Source organism: Sodalis sp. dw_96, from assembly GCF_018449575.1.
In the GTDB taxonomy this organism is placed as follows: Bacteria; Pseudomonadota; Gammaproteobacteria; order Enterobacterales; family Enterobacteriaceae; genus Acerihabitans.
This window is the reverse complement of record NZ_JAAVUT010000014.1, coordinates 74,225-98,420: the sequence shown is the minus strand read 5'-3', so window position 1 is coordinate 98,420 and position 24,196 is coordinate 74,225. Positions and strand designations below refer to the sequence as shown.

At 54.3% G+C, this 24,196-nt stretch carries 24 protein-coding genes; 5 read left to right on the top strand and 19 right to left on the bottom strand.

All coding sequences use genetic code 11. From position 1 onward, the window contains the following. Positions 1–446: 446 nt before the first annotated feature. The 6 genes from HB631_RS18960 to HB631_RS18935 all read right to left on the bottom strand — a co-directional run bounded on the left by HB631_RS18960 (position 447) and on the right by HB631_RS18935 (position 5,881). Positions 447–1,634, bottom strand: a complete 1,188-nt coding sequence (locus tag HB631_RS18960) for a UxaA family hydrolase (protein WP_213992744.1) — start codon at positions 1,632–1,634, stop codon at positions 447–449. Next, positions 1,634–1,948, bottom strand: coding sequence for a UxaA family hydrolase (locus HB631_RS18955; RefSeq protein ID WP_213992743.1), 315 nt, complete (start codon positions 1,946–1,948; stop codon positions 1,634–1,636). Before HB631_RS18955 ends, HB631_RS18960 begins: the two co-directional genes overlap by 1 nt. A gap of 41 nt (positions 1,949–1,989) precedes the next feature. After that, positions 1,990–2,754: an SDR family NAD(P)-dependent oxidoreductase gene (locus HB631_RS18950; RefSeq protein ID WP_213992742.1), complete on the bottom strand. Its 765-nt coding sequence runs from the start codon at positions 2,752–2,754 to the stop codon at positions 1,990–1,992. Between the two features lie 14 nt (positions 2,755–2,768). Then, positions 2,769–3,785, bottom strand: coding sequence for a zinc-binding alcohol dehydrogenase family protein (locus tag HB631_RS18945; RefSeq protein WP_213992741.1), 1,017 nt, complete (start codon positions 3,783–3,785; stop codon positions 2,769–2,771). Between the two features lie 15 nt (positions 3,786–3,800). Beyond that, positions 3,801–5,111, bottom strand: coding sequence for an MFS transporter (locus HB631_RS18940; RefSeq protein WP_213992740.1), 1,311 nt, complete (start codon positions 5,109–5,111; stop codon positions 3,801–3,803). An 83-nt stretch (positions 5,112–5,194) separates the two neighbouring features. After that, entirely contained in the window at positions 5,195–5,881 is a 687-nt protein-coding gene (locus HB631_RS18935) for an RraA family protein (RefSeq protein WP_213992739.1), read from the bottom strand. 526 nt (positions 5,882–6,407) lie between these two features. Between HB631_RS18935 and HB631_RS18930 the strand changes: the two genes are divergently transcribed. From HB631_RS18930 to HB631_RS18920, 3 genes are all read left to right on the top strand, one after another. Beyond that, positions 6,408–7,148: an FCD domain-containing protein gene (locus HB631_RS18930; RefSeq protein ID WP_213992738.1), complete on the top strand. Its 741-nt coding sequence runs from the start codon at positions 6,408–6,410 to the stop codon at positions 7,146–7,148. Between the two features lie 189 nt (positions 7,149–7,337). Then, a complete protein-coding gene (locus HB631_RS18925; RefSeq protein WP_213992737.1) occupies positions 7,338–7,640 on the top strand; it encodes a type II toxin-antitoxin system HigB family toxin in 303 nt (100 codons plus the stop codon). Between the two features lie 5 nt (positions 7,641–7,645). Beyond that, positions 7,646–8,005 carry a helix-turn-helix domain-containing protein gene (locus HB631_RS18920; RefSeq protein WP_213992769.1) on the top strand — a complete coding sequence of 120 codons (360 nt, stop codon included), beginning with the start codon at positions 7,646–7,648 and terminating at the stop codon, positions 8,003–8,005. A gap of 96 nt (positions 8,006–8,101) precedes the next feature. On the opposite strand, the gene larE is transcribed toward HB631_RS18920, so the two are convergent. From larE to larB, 3 genes are read right to left on the bottom strand one after another with little or no spacing between them, the layout of a single operon-like run. Then, the gene (gene larE, locus HB631_RS18915) at positions 8,102–8,929 is read right to left on the bottom strand and encodes an ATP-dependent sacrificial sulfur transferase LarE (protein ID WP_213992736.1); all 828 of its coding nucleotides are present in this window, start codon (positions 8,927–8,929) and stop codon (positions 8,102–8,104) included. Between the two features lie 29 nt (positions 8,930–8,958). Continuing rightward, positions 8,959–10,221, bottom strand: a complete 1,263-nt coding sequence (gene larC / locus HB631_RS18910) for a nickel pincer cofactor biosynthesis protein LarC (protein ID WP_213992735.1) — start codon at positions 10,219–10,221, stop codon at positions 8,959–8,961. Beyond that, a complete protein-coding gene (larB, locus tag HB631_RS18905; RefSeq protein WP_213992734.1) occupies positions 10,202–10,897 on the bottom strand; it encodes a nickel pincer cofactor biosynthesis protein LarB in 696 nt (231 codons plus the stop codon). The genes larC and larB overlap by 20 nt, the downstream gene beginning before the upstream one ends. A gap of 355 nt (positions 10,898–11,252) precedes the next feature. Between larB and HB631_RS18900 the strand changes: the two genes are divergently transcribed. Further along, on the top strand, positions 11,253–12,560 hold the full coding sequence (locus HB631_RS18900) for an MFS transporter (RefSeq protein WP_255557117.1): 1,308 nt from the start codon (positions 11,253–11,255) through the stop codon (positions 12,558–12,560). Positions 12,561–12,582: 22 nt separating this feature from the next. After that, positions 12,583–13,887, top strand: a complete 1,305-nt coding sequence (locus HB631_RS18895) for a lactate racemase domain-containing protein (RefSeq protein WP_213992732.1) — start codon at positions 12,583–12,585, stop codon at positions 13,885–13,887. Positions 13,888–14,017: 130 nt separating this feature from the next. Here HB631_RS18895 and HB631_RS18890 read toward each other — a convergent pair whose 3' ends face one another. From HB631_RS18890 to HB631_RS18845, 10 genes are all read right to left on the bottom strand, one after another. After that, positions 14,018–14,347, bottom strand: coding sequence for a type II toxin-antitoxin system RelE/ParE family toxin (locus HB631_RS18890; protein ID WP_213992731.1), 330 nt, complete (start codon positions 14,345–14,347; stop codon positions 14,018–14,020). After that, complete coding sequence (locus HB631_RS18885) at positions 14,316–14,552, bottom strand: ParD-like family protein (RefSeq protein WP_213992730.1); 237 nt, start codon at positions 14,550–14,552, stop codon at positions 14,316–14,318. Before HB631_RS18885 ends, HB631_RS18890 begins: the two co-directional genes overlap by 32 nt. 561 nt (positions 14,553–15,113) lie before the next feature. Beyond that, positions 15,114–16,415: an MFS transporter gene (locus tag HB631_RS18880; protein WP_213992729.1), complete on the bottom strand. Its 1,302-nt coding sequence runs from the start codon at positions 16,413–16,415 to the stop codon at positions 15,114–15,116. Further along, positions 16,409–17,569 (bottom strand): mandelate racemase/muconate lactonizing enzyme family protein, encoded by a 1,161-nt coding sequence (locus HB631_RS18875; RefSeq protein ID WP_213992728.1) that lies wholly within the window; start codon positions 17,567–17,569, stop codon positions 16,409–16,411. Before HB631_RS18875 ends, HB631_RS18880 begins: the two co-directional genes overlap by 7 nt. Before the next feature lie 516 nt (positions 17,570–18,085). After that, positions 18,086–18,274 carry a hypothetical protein gene (locus HB631_RS18870; protein WP_213992727.1) on the bottom strand — a complete coding sequence of 63 codons (189 nt, stop codon included), beginning with the start codon at positions 18,272–18,274 and terminating at the stop codon, positions 18,086–18,088. A 158-nt stretch (positions 18,275–18,432) separates the two neighbouring features. Then, positions 18,433–19,344 carry a fructokinase gene (gene mak, locus HB631_RS18865; protein ID WP_213992726.1) on the bottom strand — a complete coding sequence of 304 codons (912 nt, stop codon included), beginning with the start codon at positions 19,342–19,344 and terminating at the stop codon, positions 18,433–18,435. 157 nt (positions 19,345–19,501) lie between these two features. Then, positions 19,502–20,536, bottom strand: a complete 1,035-nt coding sequence (locus HB631_RS18860) for an ABC transporter permease (RefSeq protein ID WP_213992725.1) — start codon at positions 20,534–20,536, stop codon at positions 19,502–19,504. After that, positions 20,533–21,552 (bottom strand): ABC transporter permease, encoded by a 1,020-nt coding sequence (locus HB631_RS18855; RefSeq protein WP_213992724.1) that lies wholly within the window; start codon positions 21,550–21,552, stop codon positions 20,533–20,535. The genes HB631_RS18860 and HB631_RS18855 overlap by 4 nt, the downstream gene beginning before the upstream one ends. A 38-nt stretch (positions 21,553–21,590) precedes the next feature. Beyond that, positions 21,591–23,072 carry a sugar ABC transporter ATP-binding protein gene (locus HB631_RS18850; RefSeq protein WP_213992723.1) on the bottom strand — a complete coding sequence of 494 codons (1,482 nt, stop codon included), beginning with the start codon at positions 23,070–23,072 and terminating at the stop codon, positions 21,591–21,593. A gap of 61 nt (positions 23,073–23,133) precedes the next feature. Then, positions 23,134–24,126, bottom strand: coding sequence for an autoinducer 2 ABC transporter substrate-binding protein (locus HB631_RS18845; RefSeq protein WP_213992722.1), 993 nt, complete (start codon positions 24,124–24,126; stop codon positions 23,134–23,136). Between the last annotated feature and the right edge of the window lie 70 nt (positions 24,127–24,196).

The window sequence follows — 24,196 nt, the reverse complement described above, 5'->3', positions numbered from 1 at the left end:
ATGACTCATATCTGCCTATGGGCGACATTAGAGCCGCAAAAGCAATTCGCTATATAATTAATTACATAGCGGTTCTCATCTCCTAATCCATTAGCGGTAGATGTAAATAATTCTTATTACATAAGGCGATTTTTTGCCGGCCTTCAGGTTTACCACGAAAAGCAATCAGGAACTTTTCTTTTCAATCTTTTTGGTAGGGGGATGCGGTTTATTTTGATGAGCCGGCTTTTATGTTTCTACTTTATATGAATAAAAGTCCGAATACCGAATTGTAAATAATACTGAATAGGGGGATATGGCGGATTGATGTCTTATTTGGCAATCAGGCGGAATGCTGATATTTAACTGAAAAACCGTGCCGATTATTCAGAGGTTATAACGGCCGCACATCATACGGTCCGGCGTTTGGGATTGACCCAAACACCGTACTGGGTGTCATTCTCATCTCAGGCGATACGGCAACCGGTCTTCTCATAATCAAAGGCTTTATAGGTCAGGACAAATTCGCTGTGTCCCAGCCGTTCGGAACAGCTCAGACCCTGGCCGGCGACATCGCGGATGCATTGCAGAATGTCTTGCGCCACGTCATCCAGGGATGCCCCTTCGCTGATAATGCGCCCGGCGTTGACATCCATATCATCACTGAGGTTGCGGTAAGTCTGCGGGTTATTGCAAATCTTGATAACCGGCGAGATGACCGATCCCACCACCGATCCCCGGCCGGTCGTGAACAGTATAATGTGGCAACCGGTGGCGATGAGCTCGATGATTTCCGAGGTATCGTTAATATTGGGATACCCGAAACGCGGCTCACCGTCGGGCACCACATCCATCAGATACAGGCCCGGCCGCGGGGGGATTTCCGTCGGCAAGATCACGCCGTTGATGGGACTGTCGCCGGACTTGGTGTAAGCGCCGAGGGACTTCTCCTCCTGTGTGGTCAGGCCGCCCACGGCATTGCCGTTGGAAAAGCTGCCAAGCCCCATAGTGGAGTAATAACGTTTGGCCTTGCGCATCGCCAGATCGATTTGTTCGCGGGCCGTTTCGCTGGCCGCCCGCGTCATCATATGATCTTCGCAGCCGATGAGCTCCCCGCTCTCTTCAAACATGCACCTGGCACCCTGGGTCAGCAGGTAATCGAATGCCCGGCCCACCGCCGGATTACCGGTAATACCGCTGGTGCCGTCGGATCCGCCGCAAATGGTGCCGATAATCAAATCGCTGAAGTCGATTTCACGCTTAGGGACCCGGGCAATCTCCTCCAACATATCCGCCACCAGGGCTTTGCCGCGTTTAATGGTTTCCAGAGTGCCGCCGTTCTCCTGGATAACCAGCAGATGACAGGGACGCCCGCTGGCCTGAACGTCCCGGGCCAGCCGATCGCGATCGAAATTCTCGCACCCCAGGGACACAATCAATACCGCGCCGACGTTACTGTGGGTCGCCAGATTCTTTACCAGCCGGTAACCGTAGTCGCTGGGATAGCAGCCGGAAAAACCGAAGAACTGCACGTCCGATCGCTGGAATGATTCGGCGATGTTTTTCGCCACATGGCTGGCGCATTCCACCATAAAGATGACCTGAACCGAGTTGCGAATGCCTACACTACCGTCCGGCCTGATATAGCCTTGCATTATGCGTGCTCCCCCGAGGCCGAATAGCCGGCGTCGTTTTGGTGATAACCTTCGATGTAGTTGCTCTTCAGATTATGGGAATGGATATGGCTGCCCCGGCTGATGGGCTGGGTTGCCGATCCGATGATCGCGCCGTACTTGACGACCTGAGCGCCGGTTTTCATATCGGCTATCGCCAGCTTATGTCCCAGGGTCACGTCATGGAGGGCGGTAAATTCGCCGCCGTCATAATTTACCCCATCCCCCTCGGTGATATCCTCCAGCGCCACCACGCAATTATCTTTCGGGTTTAACAACAGTGCTCTTTTGCTCATGGGATACTCCTGGGTCGGGAAGCTGAGCCCGTCCGGTTAAATCAAAAGCCGATCAGCGCTCCGCCGTCCACCACCAGCACGTGGCCGCTGACAAACGCCGCGGCGTCGGAGGCCAGGTAGGTGGCGGCCCAGCCGATGTCTTGGGGTTTACCGAATTTTTTCATCGGCGTGCGGCCGAGAATTTTATTTTTCCGCTCGTCATCCCCGGCGATGGCCTTACGCAGCATCGGCGTGTCTATCCAGCCTGGGGCGATACCGTTTACCCGGATCCCGGCGCCGGACAGTTCGGTGGCCAGGCTGTGTATCAGCCCGAGATAGGCGGATTTCGCCGCCGCGTAGCCGCTGACATAGGGCTGCCCCAGGAAAGAGGTCATGGAGGCGATAAATATCACGCTGCCGTTGCCATGCTGCTTCATATGGGGAACCAGGGCCTTGGTGAGCGCAAAGGCCCCCACCACATGCACATCCAGCACCGATTCAAACTCCGCCACCGTCATCTCTTCAATGGGCTTTTTGCAGTGGTTGCCCGCATTGTTAACCAGAATATCAATTTGCCCGTGGGTGGTGAGCAGATTGTCCACCCAGTCCTGGGTCTGATCGGTTTCACCGATATCAAACGACGCCCAGGCAGCATCCGGACCAAGGATTTCCGCCGCCTGGCGGGCGGCGTCGCCGTTACGCCCGGCAACGATCACCTTTGCCCCGGCGGCGGTCATGCATTCCGCCATGGCATAACCGAGACCGCTGGCGCCGCCGGTTATAAGGGCGGTTTTGCCGGCCAGGGAGAAGGCATTATTGATTGTCATGGATGTCCACCTCCTTAAAGATCAATCAGGATTTTGGTTACCGCACCGGGATCGGCGGCCCAGTCAACAAAGGCCTTATCCGCCTTTCCCAGCGGATAATGGCCGGTAATCAATAAATCCAACGGATAACGCCGCTGTTCCATTAACGCCAGTACCGCCCGAAAATCCGCCACCGTGGCATTACGCGAGCCGCGGATATCCAGTTCCTTCAGCAAAAAACGCGCGCTGTCAAAGGTCACCGGTTTCTTGGCATAACCGACGTACACCACCCGGCCGGTAAACGCCACCAGATCAACCGCCTGCTCTATGGTGCTGCTCAGGCCCACCGCTTCGATCACTACCGCCGGACCGCGCCCGTCGTCCAAAAGAGACATGGCCGTCGCGATATCGGCCTCGCCGCTGTTGTAAAACCGCTCGGCGCCGCAGGACAACGCCACGTTGCGCTTACGGTTATCGATATCGATGGCCACCACCCTGGCGCCCATGGCGGCGGCGGCGGTAATCGCCCCCAGGCCAATCACCCCGCACCCGATAATCGCCACCCATTCGCCGACGTTTATTTGTGCTCGCCGGGCGGCATGCAGACCAACGGACAAGGGTTCCACCAGCGCCAGCTCATCGTAGCCCAGCTCATTGCATACCAGCACTTTACCTGCCGGAACCGCCAACATCGACAGCATGCCGCCCCGGCGCTGCACGCCGAGGGTCTGGTTATTTTTACAGGCATTGGGCCGATTGTTCAGGCAGGCGCTGCACACACCGCATTCGGTACAAGGCAATGCCACCACCCGATCCCCCGGCCCGCAGTTAGTGACTCCGGCCCCTACCGCCGCCACCCGGCCGCCGATTTCATGACCGGGGATGCAGGGATAAACCGCCAGCGGATTAAACCCGCGCCAGGTATTCAAATCCGAACCGCACAAACCCACCCGCTGCACCTCAATGAGCACCTCACCTTCCTGGCAACCCTCCGGCGGCGGGATATCGGTAAAATGGGTGCGACTTCCTGTATCTATCACTAATGCTTTCATACAGAAATCCTCGGTTTATTTCGACATCGTTTTGATAAGCGAACGCCGCAGAGGTCGCAGCCTGTCTTTATCGGTGGGTATCGGCTTGACGAACAGCGCCACCCCTAACGCCCCCACCACGCCTACCGCCCCCGCCAGGATAAATGCCGCGATAAAGCTGCCGGTATATTGCACGATCACGCCGGTCAGGATCGGCGCGATCATGCCCGAGGTGTTGGCCATCAGGTGGACAAATCCGCCCACGCCGCCGACCTTGTCCGGGGAAATATGCTCGGAAATGATTGACCAGGGCGCGGCGGCGGCGAAGTACATGAAAAAGATCCCCAAGGCCATCAGGCTGACCGCACTGTTCACCGACGTCACGCTGCCGGCGAAACTTAAACAGATAGCCGACAGGATCAGTCCCCCCACCAGCATGATTTTTCTCGAAAACATGAGGTTATGCGTTTTACGGAATATCCAATCGGAGGCGGCGCCGCCAATGGCGATACCGATACTGCCGATAAGCCATGGAATGGCGGAGGCGATGCTGATTTCCTTGATATTCAGACCCCTTTCCATCGATAGATAGCTGGGGAACCAGGTCAAAAAGAAATACAGGATGTAGTTGATTGAAAAGAACGCCAGCCCGGTAAAAAGCACAATGGGCTGGGTGAGGTAGAAACGCAGCGGCAGCTTATGCCTGTCCCCCTGCCCGGCAAGGAGGGTCTGCTGTTCTTCATCATACTTGGACACCTCCTGAGCGGAGGTATGGGGATTGGAATGGGGCCGGTCGGTAAAGGATCGCAGCCAGAAAAATGTCCAGACAAAACCCAGCACCATCAGGATAATGAATGAAATACGCCAGTTCCACATTACGGCGATAACACCCACGATAGGCCCGGCAATGGCTCCGCCCAAGGGATTACCGGCATTGGCGATCCCCACGGCCCGCGATCGCTGGCTCAGCGGCACCCAATTGCTTATGCATTTGTTGATGGTGGTGCTGATGGGCCCTTCGCTCATGCCGAACAGCAGGCGAACGATAAACAGCATGCCATATCCGAACGCCAAACCGGTCAGGCCGCAAAACAACGACCATGACACCATGGCGATGGCAAACACTTTTCTCGGACCGTATATATCCGACAAATGACCGCCGACAAAATTAAACAGGGCATAACCGAAGAAAAAGCTGCTAAGCATCACCCCCACTTCGGTGGGAGAAAGATGGAGATGATCCTTGATATAGGGCATGGCTACCGAGAATGCCGCCCGATCCAGATAATTCACGATGCCGGCGATGAATAACAAAAATATGATTTTTGAATAGTGTTTCTTGAACATTACCTGGTCTCCTTAATACCGGAAATGCACTGTTCCCGGTATGCGGTGAACGCCTGGTGTATTGAGCGCGCCGGCTTTAGGCGCTACATCACGCCGAATTTATCGAATGCTTCCACGGTGCTCATGCCGTCTTTAATGGCGCGACGGACATCGCTTTCTGTGGTCACTTTTTCCAGCGCAAGGGAAATGGCTTCCCCCTCGATTTCCCGCGGGATAATCAACAAACCGTCGCGATCACCGTACACGATATCCCCCGGCTTGACGCCCACGCCGTGAAATTCGATGGGCACCCGGAAGTCGATGACCTTACCCCGTGGCCCCTGATCTTGCGCATAGGTACCCTGGGAAAAGGTCGGCAGACCGAGTTCCAGAATTTCCGCCGAATCGCGAACAAAACCGTCCAGCACCGCCCCGGCGGCATGCAAATGCATGGCACGGGTGGACATCAGTCCACCCCATAACGCATAGCGCAGGGAACTGCCGGTGGTGATATACACTTCATCTTCCTGCAACGAGTCCAGCGCCTCGAACATGATGCCGAAGGGCTTTTCACCGATAGCGGTGCGGCCTGAGGTGGAGCGCTGTTCATACACATCGGCTTCCAGTACCGGCATGGCCCGCCCGGCCACCACCATATCCGGATGCAGGGGTTTGATGGCCGGAGAAACGAACTGATGCAGATAGCCCAGGGTATCGAGGATGTCCCCCACCACGGCGGTAAACAGCCGGGTACGCATCAGTTGAAACAGCTCTTTATCGTTTTTCCACATAACAAGTATCCTGTGCGGTTGTCGGTAACGGTCATCTTCGGGAAGAGACAGGGAGTACGGCGCTGAGAGGAAGAGTATATTTTACGAGGAAACCTGTCAAACAGGTTTACAGGATCGTTAACATATTTGATAATATGATCACACTTTCCATTAACGTTCGCCGCCGGGCCGGCCCCGTTGCATAAGGTTAATGACCGACCGCACCGGGTGGCTGGTGTTTGGCGGGCATTTACCGGACAATAGGGCGCATTGACGCCGGGCGGGAAGAAAACGATGATATCTGAGTTTGACGACAAAGTGCCCGGTCGGTACAGGCTGCTAGATCGTAAACACGCCGTAAACACATCCCTGTGGGCTCGATCCGCGCCGTCCCTGGCGCGGACGGTTTACTCTTCTAGCAGCCTGTACCGCCTTATCGAGTCCCGAGCATGTTTGTCAGCAATCTAATATCGGCACTGTTTTCGGTATTAATCACCGGACTGAGCGGTATGACGCATACCGTTCATCAAGAGGGAATTGAGTCGCCATGACCACTAAAAAGCTGTTGGAACACAATACGCTGTCGAGCCAGGTGCAAAACTACATCCTGGAGCTGATTCCCCGGGAAAACCTCACCGCCGGCATGGCGGTGCCCAGCGAAATGCAGATTATTCAAGACCTGGGGGTTAGCCGCGGCGTGGTGCGGGAATCATACCGATCGCTGTCGGCCCTCGGGGTGCTGGAGATCAAGAGCGGCAAAGTGCCGCGCATCAAACACTTCGACGCCAGCGTTTTACAGCTTATATTCGGTTTCGCTTCCGCCACCGAGCAGGTCACGGCGTCGCAAATTCTGTCGGTGCGCCGCTGGCTGGAAATCGGCTGTGCCGAAATGGCCGCGGTTAACGGCACCGAACAGGATTTCGTCTTATTGCAGCAAGAGATGCGGCTGATTCGCGAGAACTTCCACAATACCGAAAGCTTTGTGGAGCATGACATCCACTTCCACCTGGTGCTTTCCCAGGCCTCAAAAAATCCGCTGTTCATAATTTTGCTGCAGGCCCTCCACGCCCAGCTGAAACAGTCGGTTTATGCCGGGCTGGAGGCGCAAAAAGAGCATTTACAATATGAACAGCGCATCGTTGAGTTGCATCAGAAGATCTGTGACTTTGTCTGCGCACGGGACGCCGAGAATGCCAAAAAAGCCATGATGGAGCATTTCGATACCGCAGTGAATTCACTCATTGAGCAGGGTAGCGAAGTGGCCGGCAAAAGCGCCTCGTCGGTGTAAATGCGGGGGGATATAGACAGGCCAATAGCACAAGTTGGGCACGAAATTTTCAGGCTGCTTAGCTTCGACCCGTCCGCTGCATTCTTTTCGTACCGACATGATGTGTTTTTATGAAATTTTTATTCGCCTTTGTCCCATGATGGGATATACTGCTTGCATACCCCCCAAATTGGGACTATATTTCATCAAATGAAGATCATCGCTATTTCCACATTAAAGCTATTCTGGGGACGTTATCCTGACTCAGAACAGCCATTGAAGGCTTGGGTAGATGAGATAAAAAATGCTGACTGGAAAACACCGGCGGAGATAAAACCACAATACCGTAACGCAACTATTCTTAAAAACAACCGGGTTGTATTTAATATTAAAGGTAATGATTATCGGCTGATTGTGTCAATCTTTTATCCTGCTGGTTGGGTATACGTGAAATTCATTGGTACACATAAGCAATATGATGCCATAGAAGCCAACACTATCGAATTGGAGTAAAAATGATGAACGTTAAACCTATTCGTAATGAACAAGATTATCAGGCAGCTTTAAAAAGCATTTCACCAATGTTTGATAATCAACCTGATATGGGTTCACAAGATTTTGACTATATGGAAGTGATGGTTTTATTAATCGAAGCCTATGAAGCCGAGCATTACCCCATTGCTTCTCCTGACCCTATTGAAGCCATCAAATTTCGTATGGAGCAGCTAGGGCTGACGGCAAAAGATTTAGAACCCGCTATTGGTCGCATAAACCGCGTTTATGAAATTCTCAATGGAACCCGAAACCTGACACTGCCGATGATCCGAAAACTGCATAAACAGTTTGGCATCCCGGCTGAAAGCCTTATCGGGGTTTGATGTGTAGCTACAGTTCAAAAACCTACCAGACTGCGGCTAGATGACATATATTTGGTTGTTTGGCGTTACGCGGCACAGTTCCACGCCAAGATCCTCTTATTCTGCCACACCGGCCTCCCCTTGCGTCACCAGTATCCGGTTCATACTGCCGCTTTGATAACCGCCGAGATCCATCGCCACCCACTTGAAGCCCAGCTCCCGCAGCCGCCAGGATACGGCGTCGTGTTGTGCCAACAATAACGGCATGGCTTCCGGCTCCACCTCGATGCGGGCCATATCGCCGTGGACGCGCACCCGGACCTGTCGGATGCCCAATGAACGGATATAGCGCTCCGATTCCTCGATACGCCGCAGCTTCACCAGGGTGATCTCCTCGCCGTAGACCACCCGCGACGACAGGCAGGCATAAGAGGGTTTATCCCAATTGCTCAAGCCCAGGTGCAAGGCCAGCTCCCTGATCTCGGGTTTATATAAATCCGCTTCCTGCAACGGCGCCCGCAAATGGTACTCCCGCGCCACCTTGACGCCGGGACGGTGTTCCCCCATATCATCGGCAATCAGGCCGAAGGCAAGATGATGATAACCTTGCAGCTCCATCAGCGGCAGGATGTTCACAAACAGGTTCTTTTTACAGAAATAACAGCGATTGGGGGAGTTGTCCGCATAACCGGCGATGGCCAGTTCGGAGGTGGATATCACCTCATGGCGGGCGACCAGCTCGGCGGCCAGCCGTTGCGCCGCCAGCAACTCTTCCCTAGGGTAGGTTTCACTGTCGGCGGTTACCGCCAGCACCCTGTCCCGCCCCAGGGTATCCAGCGCCACTTTCAGCAGCAGGGTGCTGTCCACGCCGCCGGAAAAGGCAATCACCACATCTCCCAGCGCCTGCAACGATTGTTTCAATGCTTCATATTTTTGTTCCAGCATAATGGACTCCTCAAGACCGTCTTAACGCTTTATATTTTTGTAGCAGAATCAGTGACTACCTGGCTGGTTTTCAGACAGGCGGCCGCCCAGTCGGCATTGGCCGATTGCCGGACCGTGCCCCATACCAGGTCAAAAGGCACCCGGTGGTTTTTGGCCGCCAGCCGCACCTGTTCATATTCCGGGGCTGTGTGATAAACCCGCTGGCCGCGAAAGCCAATCTTTACCGCGATATCGCCGTAGGGGGTGGTTACGTACTCGATACGCCGCTGCAGGATGAGTCGACTGTGGCGGGTTTGGCGCACGCCGAAGGTGGAGGTTTCCAACAGCAGGATTTCTTCCAGCATAGCGCTATCCTCCGGTCGGCATAACACCGTCACCAAGGTGCCGGGACGATTTTTTTTCATATAGACCGGCGTGTAATACACATCCAGGGCCTGCTGTTCAAACAGCCGTTCCATGACGTAACCGAGATTCTCGCCGCTGATATCATCCATTTCGCACTGCAACGTCACCACCGTTTCCCGCTCCGGCCGGCTCTCCGCACTCTCGCACACCATCACCCGCAGGATATTGGGATGGCTGAACCGCTTTTTACCGGCGCCATAACCGATGGCGCTGAGGGTCACCGCCGGCAATGCCCGGAATTCGTGCACCAGAGCATTAATAAACGCCGCCCCGGTGGGGGTGGTCAGCTCCCCTTCCACCGGGAAATCCGCCAGGGGAATGCCCAGCAGCAGTTCGGCGGTCGCCGGGGCCGGAATAGGATAACAGCCATGGGCCATTTGCTTCTTACCGCCGCCCACCGCCACCGGCGAGGCGATGATACGGTCAATATCCAGGCTCTCCAGCGCCAGGCAAACGCCGATGATGTCAATAATGGAATCCATCGCCCCTACCTCGTGGAAATGCACCTCATCCGGGGGTATGCCGTGGATTTTGCCTTCGGCCCGGGCCAGAGCGCTGAAGACCGCCGTCGCCCTCTGTTTCACTCTCAGCGGCAACGAACTGCTTTCAATCATCGCGAGTATGGCCGAGGCCCGGCGGTGATGGAGATGCCGCCCCGGCGCGCTCAAAGGCGTCGGTCCGGTATCGGCGAGCGGGAAAAAAAGCTGCAGAGTTTTGGCCTGAATGCCGTGCTGATTAACCGTTGAAACCCCCAACACAAAGGGATCCACCGGCAGGCCGTTTAAATGGCTGATGACGTAGTTAATATCCGCCCCGGCGTCGATAAGGGCTGACAGCGCCATATCCCCGGCAATACCGTATTGGCAATCAAGATAGAGCAGCGGCATGCAGGCTCCCCTCATAAACCAGCTTCATGATCAACGCCGCCTGATAGGCGGCGCCAAAACCATTATCGATATTCACCACGCTCACCCCGGCGGCGCAGGACGTGAGCATGGTCAGCAACGGCGCTACCCCCTGGAAGTGCGCGCCATAACCCACCGATGTGGGCACGGCAATAACCGGAGAGCCGGTAAGGCCGCCTACCACGCTTGGCAAAGCGCCTTCCATGCCGGCAACCACAATCAACACGCTGGCCTGAGCGATTTCGTCGCGATAGGCCAATAGCCGATCGATGCCCGCCACGCCCACATCGTAGCGGCGGCGGACCCGACACCCCATCCATTCGGCGGTGAGCGCCGCCTCCTCCGCCACCGGAAGATCCGCGGTTCCGGCACATAACACCATCACCTCCCCGGCAAAGCGGATTTTGGCGCCGCCCTGGCAAAGAATGCGCGCCCCGGCGTCGTAGCGCGCCTGGGGAAAGGCCGCCATCACCTGCGGCGCCTTGCTTTCGTCAAGACGGGTCACCATGGCTTTGCCATGATGGCTTAGTAAGCGATCAAAAATACCCACTATCTGAGCGATGGTTTTGCCCTGGCCGAAAATGACCTCTGGAAAACCGGTCCGGCTTTCGCGGTCGACATCCACTTTGCAATAACCCAGGTCTTCAAATGTTTTCATAACGGCTCACTCGATGCTTTTGTGATTAGTTTCGCAATTCAAGAAAACAGCGGACGTTAACCTCACAACCTGTTTGACAGGATTACAGGTTATTCATAATCTCATTAACAGACAAGACATCTTTCATTAAAAAATTATTATCAATGAGAGACAGTTCACAAAATCCGCAGTGAGTATCAAAGGGCTAACTGCTGCGGGTGATGAAAGCGCAAAGAGACCTAAAAAGAGCCAAAGAAATACAGTGACGATAGCGAAGTTAATAGATTGAAAATTAATGACAATCAGTCCGTTGAAGTATGGCGAGTCAATAACAATAAACGACAGTCGCGAACCAAACCTAATGAGAGGCAATGCTATGCTCAATGATCCGCACGTTATTCCCAACAAAAGATGGGTCAGGATCCTGCCGCCGATACTTCTGGTCTATATCGTCGCCCTGATGGATCGAGTGAATATCGGTTTTGCCATCGCCGGCGGCATGGATAAAGACCTGGGCTTATCAACCACCTTTGCCGGACTGGTGGCGGGTATCTTCTTTATCGGTTACCTGCTGCTGCAAATACCCGGAGGACTGATTGCCGCCCGGGGCAGTGCCAAAAAATTCATCGCCTATACCATAGTAGGTTGGGGCGCCACCTCGATTCTGATGGGTTTTGTGGAAAAAGATTGGCAGGTCCTGACGTTGCGCTTCATTTTAGGGGTGGCGGAAGGCGGCGTCTTTCCAGCGCTGCTGATCATTATCTCCAACTGGTTTCCCAACGCCGAACGCGCCCGGGCCAATGCGATCTTTATCGGCGGCATTGTCTTTATCGCCAACTTTGTCAACGGCCCCATTGCCGGCTGGATTATCGGCCGCTGGAGCTGGCGTGAATTATTTATTATCGAAGGGGTAATGTCGCTGTTATTGCTGTTTATCTGGTTCCCGATTATCAGCAATCGGCCGGACGACGCCGAGTGGATAAGCGAAGATGAACGCAATTATATTAACAACAAAATCAAAGAAGAGCAGGAAGCAAGCATTCACACCGGCTCGCTGATGGAAATCTTAAAACAAAACAGCCTGTGGAAACTGGTGGTGATTTATTTTTGTTATCAGACCGGCATTTACGGCTTCAGCTTCTGGCTGCCGACGATGATTAAAAATCTCACCGCCATGGGCATCGGCGCGGTGGGTTTTTTATCCACATTACCCTATGTCGCCATGCTCATCGGCACCTATGCTATTTCGTCGCTGTCGGATAAAAGAAACAACCGCAAATTTTTCATCGCGCTATCCCTATTGGGATTTGCGCTGTTTTTGATCTGTTCGGCACAATTCAGCCACTATATCTGGGTGTCATTTACCTTTCTGGTGCTGTGCGGACTGTTTTATGAATCTGCTTCCAGCGTGTTTTGGACCATACCGCCGGTGTTGTTTCCCCATCATCTGGCCGGCGGCGCGCGCGGGGTAATTAACGCCCTGGGTAACCTGGGGGGGTTTGTCGGCCCGTTCATGATTGGCTGGATGACATCGCAATACAGCCTTTCCACCGGCATTTATTGCCTGGCGGGGATATTGCTGGTGGGATTTTTAACCACATTAACACTGCCGGGGCGCCTTACCCACCCAAAGTCGCCTGAAGCCGCCGTCGGGTTACCTAAAGCGACGAACACCAGCCGTTAAACCGGAACATAAGGTGAGGTTCATGTTTGAGAACACCGAAATAAAACTGCAGGACGGCTTCGATATCGCCTGGCCGCGATTGCACCGGGTGAAACAGAAATTTGACGCCGCCCGGGTGGAAGATATCCCCGCTAAAGTGGCGGCGGAATTTGCCAAACCCGCCGTTAACGCTAAAATCCGGCCGGGGATGCGGGTGGCCCTGACCGCGGGCAGCCGGGGTATCGCCAATTTACGTGAAATCATTACCGCTGTCGTGCACGAAGTAAAACTACGGGGCGGAATTCCGTTTGTGGTTCCCGCCATGGGCAGCCATGGCGGCGCGACCGCCGATGGCCAGCGGCAGGTCATCGCCGGCTTCGGTATTACTGAAAGCAACGTCGGCTGCCCCATTATCTCCGACATGGACACGGTGGAACTGGGACAGTTGGAAAACGGGCTACGGATTTGGTTTGATAAAAATGCCTATGAAAGCGATGCGGTAATCGCCATCGGGCGCGTGAAACCCCATACCGATTTTAAAGGTCCGGTGGAAAGCGGCATTCAGAAGATGATGGTTATCGGTCTGGGTAAACATAAAGGCGCCAGCTCCATACATCGCCATGAGATTCCCTCCTTCGGCCGGTTGATGCCCATTGCCGCGAAACTGGTGATGGAAAAGGCGCCTATAGCCATTGGCATCGGCCTGGTGGAAAATGCTTACGACCAGACCTGCGATATCGTCGCGCTGCCGGTGGAAGACATCGCGGCGGAAGAACCGGCTATCCTGGCCCGGGCCAAGACCCGCCTGCCAAAACTGCTGCTGGAAAGTATTGATGTGCTGGTGGTGGAACGGTTCGGCAAAGAGGTCAGCGGCGCAGGGATGGATCCCAATGTCACCGGCCGAAATTCCACCAATGTGAAAGAAGGATTTATCGCGCCCCCCATCCAGAAAATCTGGGTACGCGACCTGACGGACGAGTCCCATGGCAATGCCGCCTGTATCAACAACGCCGATATCATTACCAGCGCGTTTTTTAATAAAATCGACTTCTCGGCGTTTTACACCAATGTGATTACCTCCTCCAATCTAAACGCTGGCAAGCTGCCGCTGATCCTGCCCAACGATCGCATTGCGCTGGCGGTGGCGATCAAAACCTGCAACCGCATTGAATTCGATAGGGCCAAGGTGGTGTGGATCAAAGACACCCTTCATCTGGAATATATCTATGTTTCAGAGTCATGCCTGGCGGAATTGAAAAAGCGCGAAGACGTGGAGATAACCGGCGAAACGGTGAAGTTAAGCTTCAATAACCGGGAAGAGGTGAATACCCGGTTTGATTTTGGCTAATAGTGGCTTTATTGATGCTTCCCTGCCATGCAAACCAGCTGTGACAGCTTATTGCTGGTTTGCATTCCACGATGTCAGATTATTTCCCCACTAATGACAAAAACGACGCTAGGGAACTGAGATTGATTCACTATTCAATCAACTTGAGATCAGCCTTTCGGTGAAGTTTTTGCTGAAGATAAAAATTTTCATGGGTACCCAGACTCAGCAGGTAAAGCTCCAGTTTGTTCTCTAACCAGCTATAGCCAATAAGCATTAATTGGGTATTTAATGAAAACTTATGCACCCTGAGGAAGCGCAAATCCCCTTTTTTCTGTTCGCCGATGCTGGGATCGGCGATGATTGCATCAATCTCGTCCTCAATGACTTTAAGCACATCTCGGGGCAGCTTTGCCAACGCCTTGGTGAAGCGGCGCGTCTCGTAAACATCAATCCTTTGACCGGTTTGTCCTTCTGGCATAGCGGGTTACCTTATTGTTTTCAACTTCACTTTGCGCGAGCAATGTTTCAACGATAAAGCTGTAGGGCAAATCAGGGTTATCTTCCGCGATACGACCTATTTTGGCCCAATGCTCAATTTGCTTGGGTATGCTTCGGCTTGCCGCCTCAGCATGAACCTTGATGTCGCTAACAAAATCATCGTCTAAACGTACACTGGTTGACATGACGTAAGCCTCTTTCGGAATAGATTATTGCCTGCGTCGGAGGAACGCAAACTTCAGATTGCGGCATTCGATCCGCGTCGCATCGTCGCATAAACTAAAATGCCACATTAGGTCGCGTTATGCAATCTAATGCGTCATTTTTTGCCATTGCGGTCTTGTGATATCGGCTCTGCGGCGACAGTCAACAGATTTAAGCGAAGCTTGAACCGAGCCGTGTTAAAGGGAGAGCGCGCCAATGGGGTCGAAGCGGGCGTGGTTTTTCCGCCCGCCGGAGTACCCCATGGTGCGGTAGGCCCGCGATCACCGAAGCTTGAACCGAGCCCTGTTAAAGGGAGAGCGCGCCAATGGGGTCGAAGCGGGCGTGGTTTTTCCGCCCGCCGGAGTACCCCATGGTGCGGTAGGCCCGCGATCACCGAAGCTTGAACCAGGCCCTGTTAAAGGGAGAGCGCGCCAATGGGGTCGAAGCGGGCGTGGTTTTTCCGCCCGCCGGAGTACCCCATGGTGCGGTAGGCCCGCGATCACCGAAGCTTGAACCAGGCCCTGTTAAAGGGAGAACACTTCTCAGGCGGCCTGCAATCGGATGCTGTCCACCTTGCGCTGACGGACAAACAGCAGCATCACCACAATGCCCGCCACCGCCAAAATGCTGGACAGGATAAACGCCGATTGATAGCCACCGCCGTACTGAATCAGAAAACCGGTGATGCTTGGCGACAGGATACCCGCCAGATTCGCCAGCAGATGCACAAAGCCGCCGGCGGAGCCGATACGGGAGGCAGGGACGATATCCTGCAACAGCGACCAGCAGGCCTGCGGCGTCATATAGGCAAAAAGACTGGCGACGGTAATCAGCGCCACCGCCGACCCCAGCGTGGCGGCATAAGCGGTCATCAGCACACAGACCGCGGCAATGGCCAGGCCGCAAATAATCACCACCTTGCGGGACAGCAGGAAATTATTGGTTTTTTTGAATAAGGCGTCACACACCAGACCGCCGCCCACAAAGCCCAGAGTAGCCCCCAGCCAAGGCAACACGCCGATGATGCTCATGCTTTTGATATCCAGATGTTGAAAATCCGTCAGATAGCTGGGCAGCCAGGAGAGAAAAAAGAACTGGATATAATTGAAACAGAAAAAAGCTGCCGCCACACCCAGCACCGGCATCGATAATACATAAAACAGGATGCCATGTTTTTTCTGCCGTGACAGGTCGGAGGGCAGCACCGGCGCGGCCGGATTCGCCGGGCGATCGGCGGTGATCAGCGCCACTTCCTCTGCTGAAACCCGGCGGTGTTGTTCAGGCCGATCGCGGAAAAAAATCAGCCAACAGCCCAGCCAGATAAATCCCAGCAGGGCAATCACCAAAAATGAAATGCGCCAACCGAAGTTAAGCCCCACCAGCCCGACAATCGGCGCGGAGATAGCCGCGCCCAGCGGTTGGCCGGCATTGGTAAAACCCACCGCCCGCCCCACTTCCTTACGGGGAAACCAGTTGGAAATGGATTTATTGGTGGTGGTGCCCATCGGGCCTTCGCCAATGCCGAACAGGATACGCACGATCATCAAATAGCCAAAGCCGGTGGCAAGAGCAGTGGCGCCGCAGAAAAGAGACCAGACGCCGGCCGCCCAGGCATAAACCCGCCGCGGGCCGAATTTATCCGCGCCCCATCCGCCGATAAAACAGAACAGGCAATAACCCACAAAGAAAAAGCTGAACACAATACCCATTTGCGCATCGCCGATGTGCAAATCCTTTTTAATCAGCGGCGCCATGACCGACAGCGCCGACCGGTCCAGGTAATTCAGCATACCGGCGAAAAACAGCAACAGCGCCACCACCAAACGATATTTATGTTTCAGCATGAGGTCATCTCCGACGATAGGGTGCGATGGGCAATACAATAACGGCGCAGGATATCTTCAGCGGGCCGGAAGCCCAAACCGGGGGTATCCGCCAGGCGCAGGCGCGGCTGGAAATCAAGTTCGGGATACAGCGGCTCGGGCCACTGCAGATAAGGCACTTCCAGCGCCACGTCTTCCTGCAGAGTGGCCACCAGATGCGCGGTGGCCATCAGCGCCGCACCGTAATAAAAGCAGTGCGGCACCACGTTTACCCGATACTGCTGCGCCAGACGATAAACCTCCAGCGCGGCGCTGATACCGCCGATTTTCGCCACGCTGGGCTGCGCGACGCTTACGGCACCGGCTTCAAACAGTTGCCTGAAACCCTCGACTCCCTGGGCATTTTCCCCGGCGGCCACCGGTGTGCCACATGCCTTGACCGCTGCCAGTCCGGTTGCATCGTCCGGCGGCCAAACCGGCTCTTCCAGCCAGGCCAGCTCCAGTTCGTTTAGCATCCGGGCTTGCCGGCACGCTTCCTCCACCGTCCAAGGGCAATTGACATCCACCATTAACCGCGCGTCCGCCGGTAATGCATCACGGGCCGCCGCGATGGCCCGGTACTCGGTTTCATGGAGTTTAATGGCCCTAAAGCCTTTATCGTAAGCGCGCATGGCATGGTCAGCCACCTGCGCGGGATCGTTACCGTAGCTCACCAGGCTGGCGTAGACGCCGATCTCCCGGCGAGGTGCCCCCAGCAACTGCCAGAGCGGTACGCCCGCCGATTGTGCGCACAGATCCCACAACGCGATATCCAGTGCCGACAGGGCGAATTGCACCGGTCCACTGCGGCCAAAGGCGTGAAAAGCGCGTTGCGCCCCATCCATTAGCCGCGCTATTCCCTCCGGCGTGTCCGAAAATGTTTGTCCGAGGAAATAACGTCCCACCGGTCCCTCCAGCGCGGCAAAGGTTACCGGGTTGGAGAGATGACCGAAACCCTCTCCCCACCCCTGCAAACCGCCGTCGGTTGTCAGCCGCACCAGCAGGGTTTCCATACGGGTCAGCTCCGGAGAGGCGGCGTTATAGGCATCCTCCACCGCGCCATCTTGCCGATCGCTGCTTCTACCGGAAGTAAAAGGCATCGCCAGGCGCATCACTTCGATTTGAGTAATTTTCATCACGGGTGCCTCATGGTAAAAATCCTTTGGGCAATCATTTCAGGATGGGCTCAACCCGGTCTTTGGACCAGGGTTTATATTAAGAATGTTAACGCATTGTCATATGAGTGATTATAGATGGCGGGAATTGAGGCGACACCGGTCAAGGGCACAGCATTAAAGCGGGCGCGGGCAATTTCTTTGTGCAAATGTACGATACGAAGAGAGCTAAATCACGAAATGACCAGAGGCGCCGCCAGTGGGCAAACAGGCGTTGCCCAGGGGACTCACAGGCGTTCAGTCAGGGGGAAACCAACGTGAGCCGGGACTACTCCGTCATCGGCAAGGGGGTAAAACAGGCCGGACCGCGAATATTCGGCCGAACCGGTCAAGAAACGCTGCCCGGCGTAGCGGCCCAGATGCATTCTTCACTAAATAACTGGAGCTCGTTGACAAACTATCCGGTCGGGATCCTTCCCGCCTTTTGACTTCCAATACGCTTATAAACAGTCTGAAATCCGTTTTCGGCTCTATCGGTCATTCATCCTGATGATTGTTGTGCGCATCCTGGCTCTCTTTGGCAGCTGCCCTGGCCTTATCCGCCATGGCATCCTCCTGTTCCGGCGTAAGCAGCGCGTCCGCTTCGAGAATTTTTGCCAGGCCTTCGCTAATGGTCACATCTTCGGGCTTTTGATCGGCCGGCACGGGTTTATTTGGGGTTGTCATAAAACGTTACTCCCTACTTATCATGATGTGCTAAGCATAGCCTTAATTTTGGTAATGGCTTTAGTTATTATGGCCCCTTCCCCAAGTAGGGCCGAACGATCGGCCCATTAAGAATAGGCTCGTATGAATGGGTCCATAAAGAATCGGCCTATTAAGAATCAGCCCATCAATTTCGGCAACCAGGCTGCGCCACGTACACCGCTTGAATCGCCGTGTTTCGCTTTATGGATCGGGGTGGAAAATTCCCCGCCGAAAATCCACTGCGGCATCAGCTTCGGCAGGGTGGTGTATAATCTGTCCACATTGCTCATGCCGCCCCCCAGTACGATAACCCCCGGGTCGACAATATTCACCACCCCGGCCAGCGCCTTTGCCAGCCGCATTTCATACTGCCGCAGCGCCTGTTCGGCGGCGGCATCGCCGGCATCGGCCAGGCGCGCCACCTCTTCTCCCGGCAGGGATTTGCCGCTGATACGCCGGTACGCGGTGGTGAAACCGGTGCCGGAAATGAAGGTTTCGTTGCACCCCACCTTGCCGCAGTAGCAGGGCACTTCGCGCTGGTACACCAATTCCACTTCGTCGGGCCAGGGCAAGGGATTGTGTCCCCATTCACCGGCGATGCCGCTGTGTCCCTGATAAACGCGGGTATTGATGGCCAATCCTCCGCCGCAGCCGGTGCCGATAATGACCGCGAACACGATTTCCACCCCGGCTCCGGCGCCATCGGTGGCCTCCGAGATCGCCAGGCAGTTGGCATCATTGGCTACCTTGAACGGTCGCTGCAGCAGCGCGGTTAAATCCTGCTGGAAAAAGCGACCGTTCAGCCATACCGAATTGGCATTTTTAATTTTTCCGGTTAACTGCGAAACCGTACCGGGAATACCAATACCGATGGTGCCCTGCCGTCCCGTCTCCCGTTCCGCCAACAGGATAAGATCCCGAATCGCCATAAGCGTTTGGTCATAATCGTTGCGCGGCGTCGGCACCCGGTGCCGGTAAAGCTCCCGCCCGTCCGCGTCAAGAGCGATGACCTCCGTTTTGGTACCCCCCAAATCAATACCGATATACATAGATAAGCCTTTATTTTTATACGCCGTTTGCGGCAGATAATAACGATGCGCCGGGACAGTGACAACCGATACCCTACCGGGGTGTTTACAACCGGTGGTATCGAAGATGCCCCCCCGATACCATCACGAGGAGATGACAACCGATGTCACGGCGGTGTTAAACCCGGCGGCGCAGTTTCATTCGCCGGATGAGTGTGGAGAACAGCCCGCGGCACAGCACGATAATAATAATGATACCGCCCCAGGTTGCCGTGATCATAAACGGATCCAGGCGTAGCAGATTCAGGCCGCTGGAGATCAATTGCAAAATGATCACCGCCAGCACCACGCCGGATACCCGGCCAAATCCGCCAAACGGGCTGACCTTGCCTAGAAACGCCGCCAAAACCGCCACCAGCAGGTAGGAATCGGCATAACTGGCCTTGACTGAATTCAATTGGCCGATCATCACCAGTGCGGTAAGCGCGGCAAAACAGGACGACAGCACATACTGGATAATCGTGACCTTGAGGATGCTGATATTGGAAAAACGTGCCGCCACCGGATTGGAACCCATCATATAGAGGTTAAAACCAAACCGGGTCTTATTCAGGATCACCGACGCGACAATGGCGGCGACCACAAACAGGAACAGTGAATTGGGTACGCCGAAACTTTGGCCGTTGCCGATATTCACCAGTGCCGCGGGAAAGCCGGTGATGGTATAACCTTTGGTGAAAACCACGTTCAAACCTGAAATCAGGGTCATGGTGCCCAACGTCACCAAAATATCCGGTATTTTCAACAAGGCGATCAGTAAACCGTTAATCACCCCCACCACCACGCAGGCCGCCAGTCCAAGCGCAATCGCCACGGCAATCATTTCCCCCGATGCCAGCTTCATGCCCTGGGGGGCAAAGGATTGCAAAAACAAGGCGATCACAATGCCGTTAAGGTTGGTGGTGGCGATAATCGACAGGTTTATCCCTCCCGACAACATGGAAATCATCATCCCCAGCGACAAAAAACCGACGATGGGCAATTGATACGCCATGGAACTGAAATTCTGTACGCTTAAAAACTTGGCGCCGTTCAGGAAATACATCAAAACAAATACCGCCGCCAACACCAGATACAAGGAGGCGTTTTCACGGATAATCGGCGACAACGGCACTTTACCCGATTGTTTTTTTCCAACTGCTATCGCTTTCATGAGGGCTCCTTGATATCCACCAGCACCCGCACGCGGGAGCGCCGTTGCCTGATAACCTGCAATGCGTTGATGGCAACGCTGAATAAAATCACCAGGCCGGTAAACACGTTGTAGTAATACGGCGATATTTTCATCAGGGTCAGGCTGTTACTGAGAATGGCGAACAGCAGCACCCCCAGCAGAGTACCCGCCACGCTGCCGCGGCCGCCGGTGACCGACGCCCCGCCCAATACCACGGCGGCGATCACCTGTAATTCCGAACCGACGATGGAATTGGGAATGACCGTTTGCACAATCGATACCTGGACAATACTGGCAAAGCCGGAAATGGCGCCCACCAGGGTGTAGATAAACAGCGTGGTTTTTTTCAGGTTGAAACCCACCCGCTCCGCCGAGACGGGATTACCGCCGATGGCGTACACGCTGCGTCCCAGCACGGTATGTCGCAGGAATAAATGCATGCCAAGCGCCAGCAGGAACCACAGGCAGGTGACAAAACTGATACCGTACAATGCGCCGTTGGCGGCATGCAGCGGGAAAATTTTCAGCTCCGCCAAACCCAGGAACGACGGCGGGATATCGTAGATCAAATCACCCTGGGTCACGACGTATAACAGACCGTAAAACAGGCTGTTGGTGGCAATGGTGACAATAATCGCGGTAATCTTGAAATAGTAAATAATCACGCCATTGAGCGATCCCATTACCGCGCCGATAATGATACTGCACAATATCGCCAGATAGATGTTATCCAGATTGGCCTGCAGGAAGTAATAGACCACGGCGTACTGCACCACCTGGGCGATGGCGGTAAATGAGACGTCGAATCCGCCGGAAATCAATACCAGCAATACGCCGAGGGCAAAAATGCCCAGTACGGTATTGGCTTTAAGTAAATCGGCAATATTATCCAACGACATGAATGCCGGATTGATATAGGTAATGGCAATGGAGAATACAATAATCAGCAGAAGCAACAGCAATTCCCGCGATTTGAAAATCTTGGACATATCCATAATAAAATAACCTCACCCGCTTCTTTACACTGACAACATCAGACGTTTTCTATTTCTTGCTGCAGCGTTTCATTATCAATGGCGTCGGTGGCATATTCCTTACCGAATCGGCCCCGGTTCATCATGATAATCCGGTCGCAATTAGCCAACAGCTCGGGCAGTTCGTCGGAAATAAACAAGATACCCATGCCCTCGGCGGCCTTCTGCTTCACCGTTTGGTAAATATAACTTTTAGCCCCCACGTCAATACCCACCGTCGGGCTGTCCAGAATGAAAATACGCGGATGGGTGGCAAGCCATTTCGCCAACACCACTTTTTGCTGGTTGCCGCCGGAAAGCATTCTGATCTCTTTATCCATACTGTCGTATTTCACCTGCATGCCTTTCAGCAGGCCGCTCACCGCCCTGCGCATCTTGCCGCCGTCCAGCAGCCCCAGCGGATTGAGGTATGATTTCAACGAGCAGAGTGCGGTGTTGGCGGCGATACTTTGCTGCATAATCAGACCCTGCAGCAATCGGTCTTCCGGAACATAGGCGATGCCGTTGGCCACCGCGGTGCCGACATTACCGATGGTCACCGGCCGGTTCTCGATAAAGATTTGTCCCTTTTGCGCCGGCTCGATGCCGAACAGCGCCAAAGCAAGTTCGGTGCGGCCGGCCCCCAATAGCCCGGCGATGCCCAATACCTCGCCCTTATGTAAATCGAAGCTTATCTCCTGAAAGCTGTTCTTCTTGCACAGGCCGCGCACGCTAAGCAACACATCAGACGTGGCATGGGATTGCCGTGGGGGAAAGGTCAGCTCATAACCCAACATCAAGGCTTCGATTTTCGCGGTGGTGGCTTCGCTGCCGGCCACCGTGTCGATTAATTTGCCGTCGCGCATGACGGTGATGCGATCGCAGATTTCCAGCAGCTCATTAAGCTTGTGGCTGATAAAAATAAACGAAATTCCCTGCGTTCGCAGGCGATTGAGGAGGGCAAACAGATGCTTGATTTCGGTACGGGTCAGCGCCGTGGTGGGTTCGTCCAGAATAATAAGCCTGGAGTCATTGACCAGCGCCCGGGCAATGGCCACCAACTGCTGTTTGGCGATGGGCAAATCGTCCACATCCGCCTCAAGATCGATATTGATACCCAACTGCTGGATAATGGCGTTAACCTTGTCTTTATAGGCGGCTGAAAATACCAGCGTTTTATTATCATTCACCATCTGGCTGATATAAATATTTTCCAATACCGTCAGGTTGGGAAACAACGATAAATCCTGGTAGATGATGCCGATTCCCTGTTTTACCGCCTCGATGGCGGAATATTTATCCATTTGGCGGCCGTTGATACGCAGGGTGCCGCGATGGAAATCCAGCACGCCGGCGACGATTTTCATCAGAGTGGATTTGCCGCAGCCGTTTTCTCCCACCAAACCGTGAATTTCCCCCACGTTGATGTCAAAACTGACATCATTAAGGGCGGTCACCCCGTCGAAGGTCTTGGTAATATGCTCAACGGCAAGAAATTGCATTGTATGTCCTCCGGCAGTGAACAGGGGCGCCGGCGCTGTCAGCCCCTGTTCGGTATCCCGATTAGAAATCGTATTTGCTGTAGTTGTCTTTGGTGACGGTGAGCGGTTTATCAAAAATAATGTTTTTACCGTTGATATCCGGTTTGCCTATCCCGGGGATTTCCAGCCCGTTTTTAATCTGGTCGCGCTTGCCTTCAACGATCATTTTAGCGATATAGGTCATGGAATACGCGGCATCCCCCGGACTCCACAGAATCAGCTCGGTCAAAGAACCGTCCTTCAGGAATGACGCCCCCTCTTTCGGCGAGGTGGTGCCCATGACGGTCAGTTTGCCCACCAGTCCCTTCTCGCGCAGCGCTTGCGCCGCTCCTGGCCCGCCCTGGCTGCCGAATGAAATCACCCCTTTCAGGTCAGGATAGGTGGATAACAGTTCGAGGGTCTTCTGGCGAGAGGCGTTGCGATCCTCGCTCACCGGGAAACGATCGGCCACCAGCTTCAGATTGGGGTATTTCGCCTTCGCTTCCTTTATCGCCGCATCCGCCCAGGTATTATGGGCGGGCACGGTTAACGAACCGACATAGATGGCGTATTCGCCGCTGCCGTTCACATGCTGGGCAAACTGATCCATCATGTATTTGCCGAATTTTTCATTTTCGATCATTTCCACGTCAAAATCGGCGTTGGCCTGATTCACCGACTCATGGGTAATGACCACAATGCCTTTATCATGGGCGCGGGCGAAAACCGGTTCGCAGGAACTGGCGTTATTCGGCACCACCAGTACCGCATTCACACCCTGGCTGATGGAGTCTTCGATAATGCGGACCTGTTGCGCTTCATCCGGCGACGCGGGCGCCTGCTGGTAAACATTGACGCCAAAATCCTTGCCGGCTTTTTTCAGCCCTTTTTCATAATCGTTAAACCAGGCGGAACGTAATTTCGGAATGCCCACCATGGTTAATTGCTGATCGGCGGCGGCATTGGCGATAATCGGGTAAGTATTAATGGCGGCGCCAAGCCACAGGCACAGCGCAACCGCGTTGAAATTTTTCATGATTATTCCTCATCATTAACAATATATTATGCCCTTAATATTTCGAGCCGCAGGAAAGCCAACGCACCTG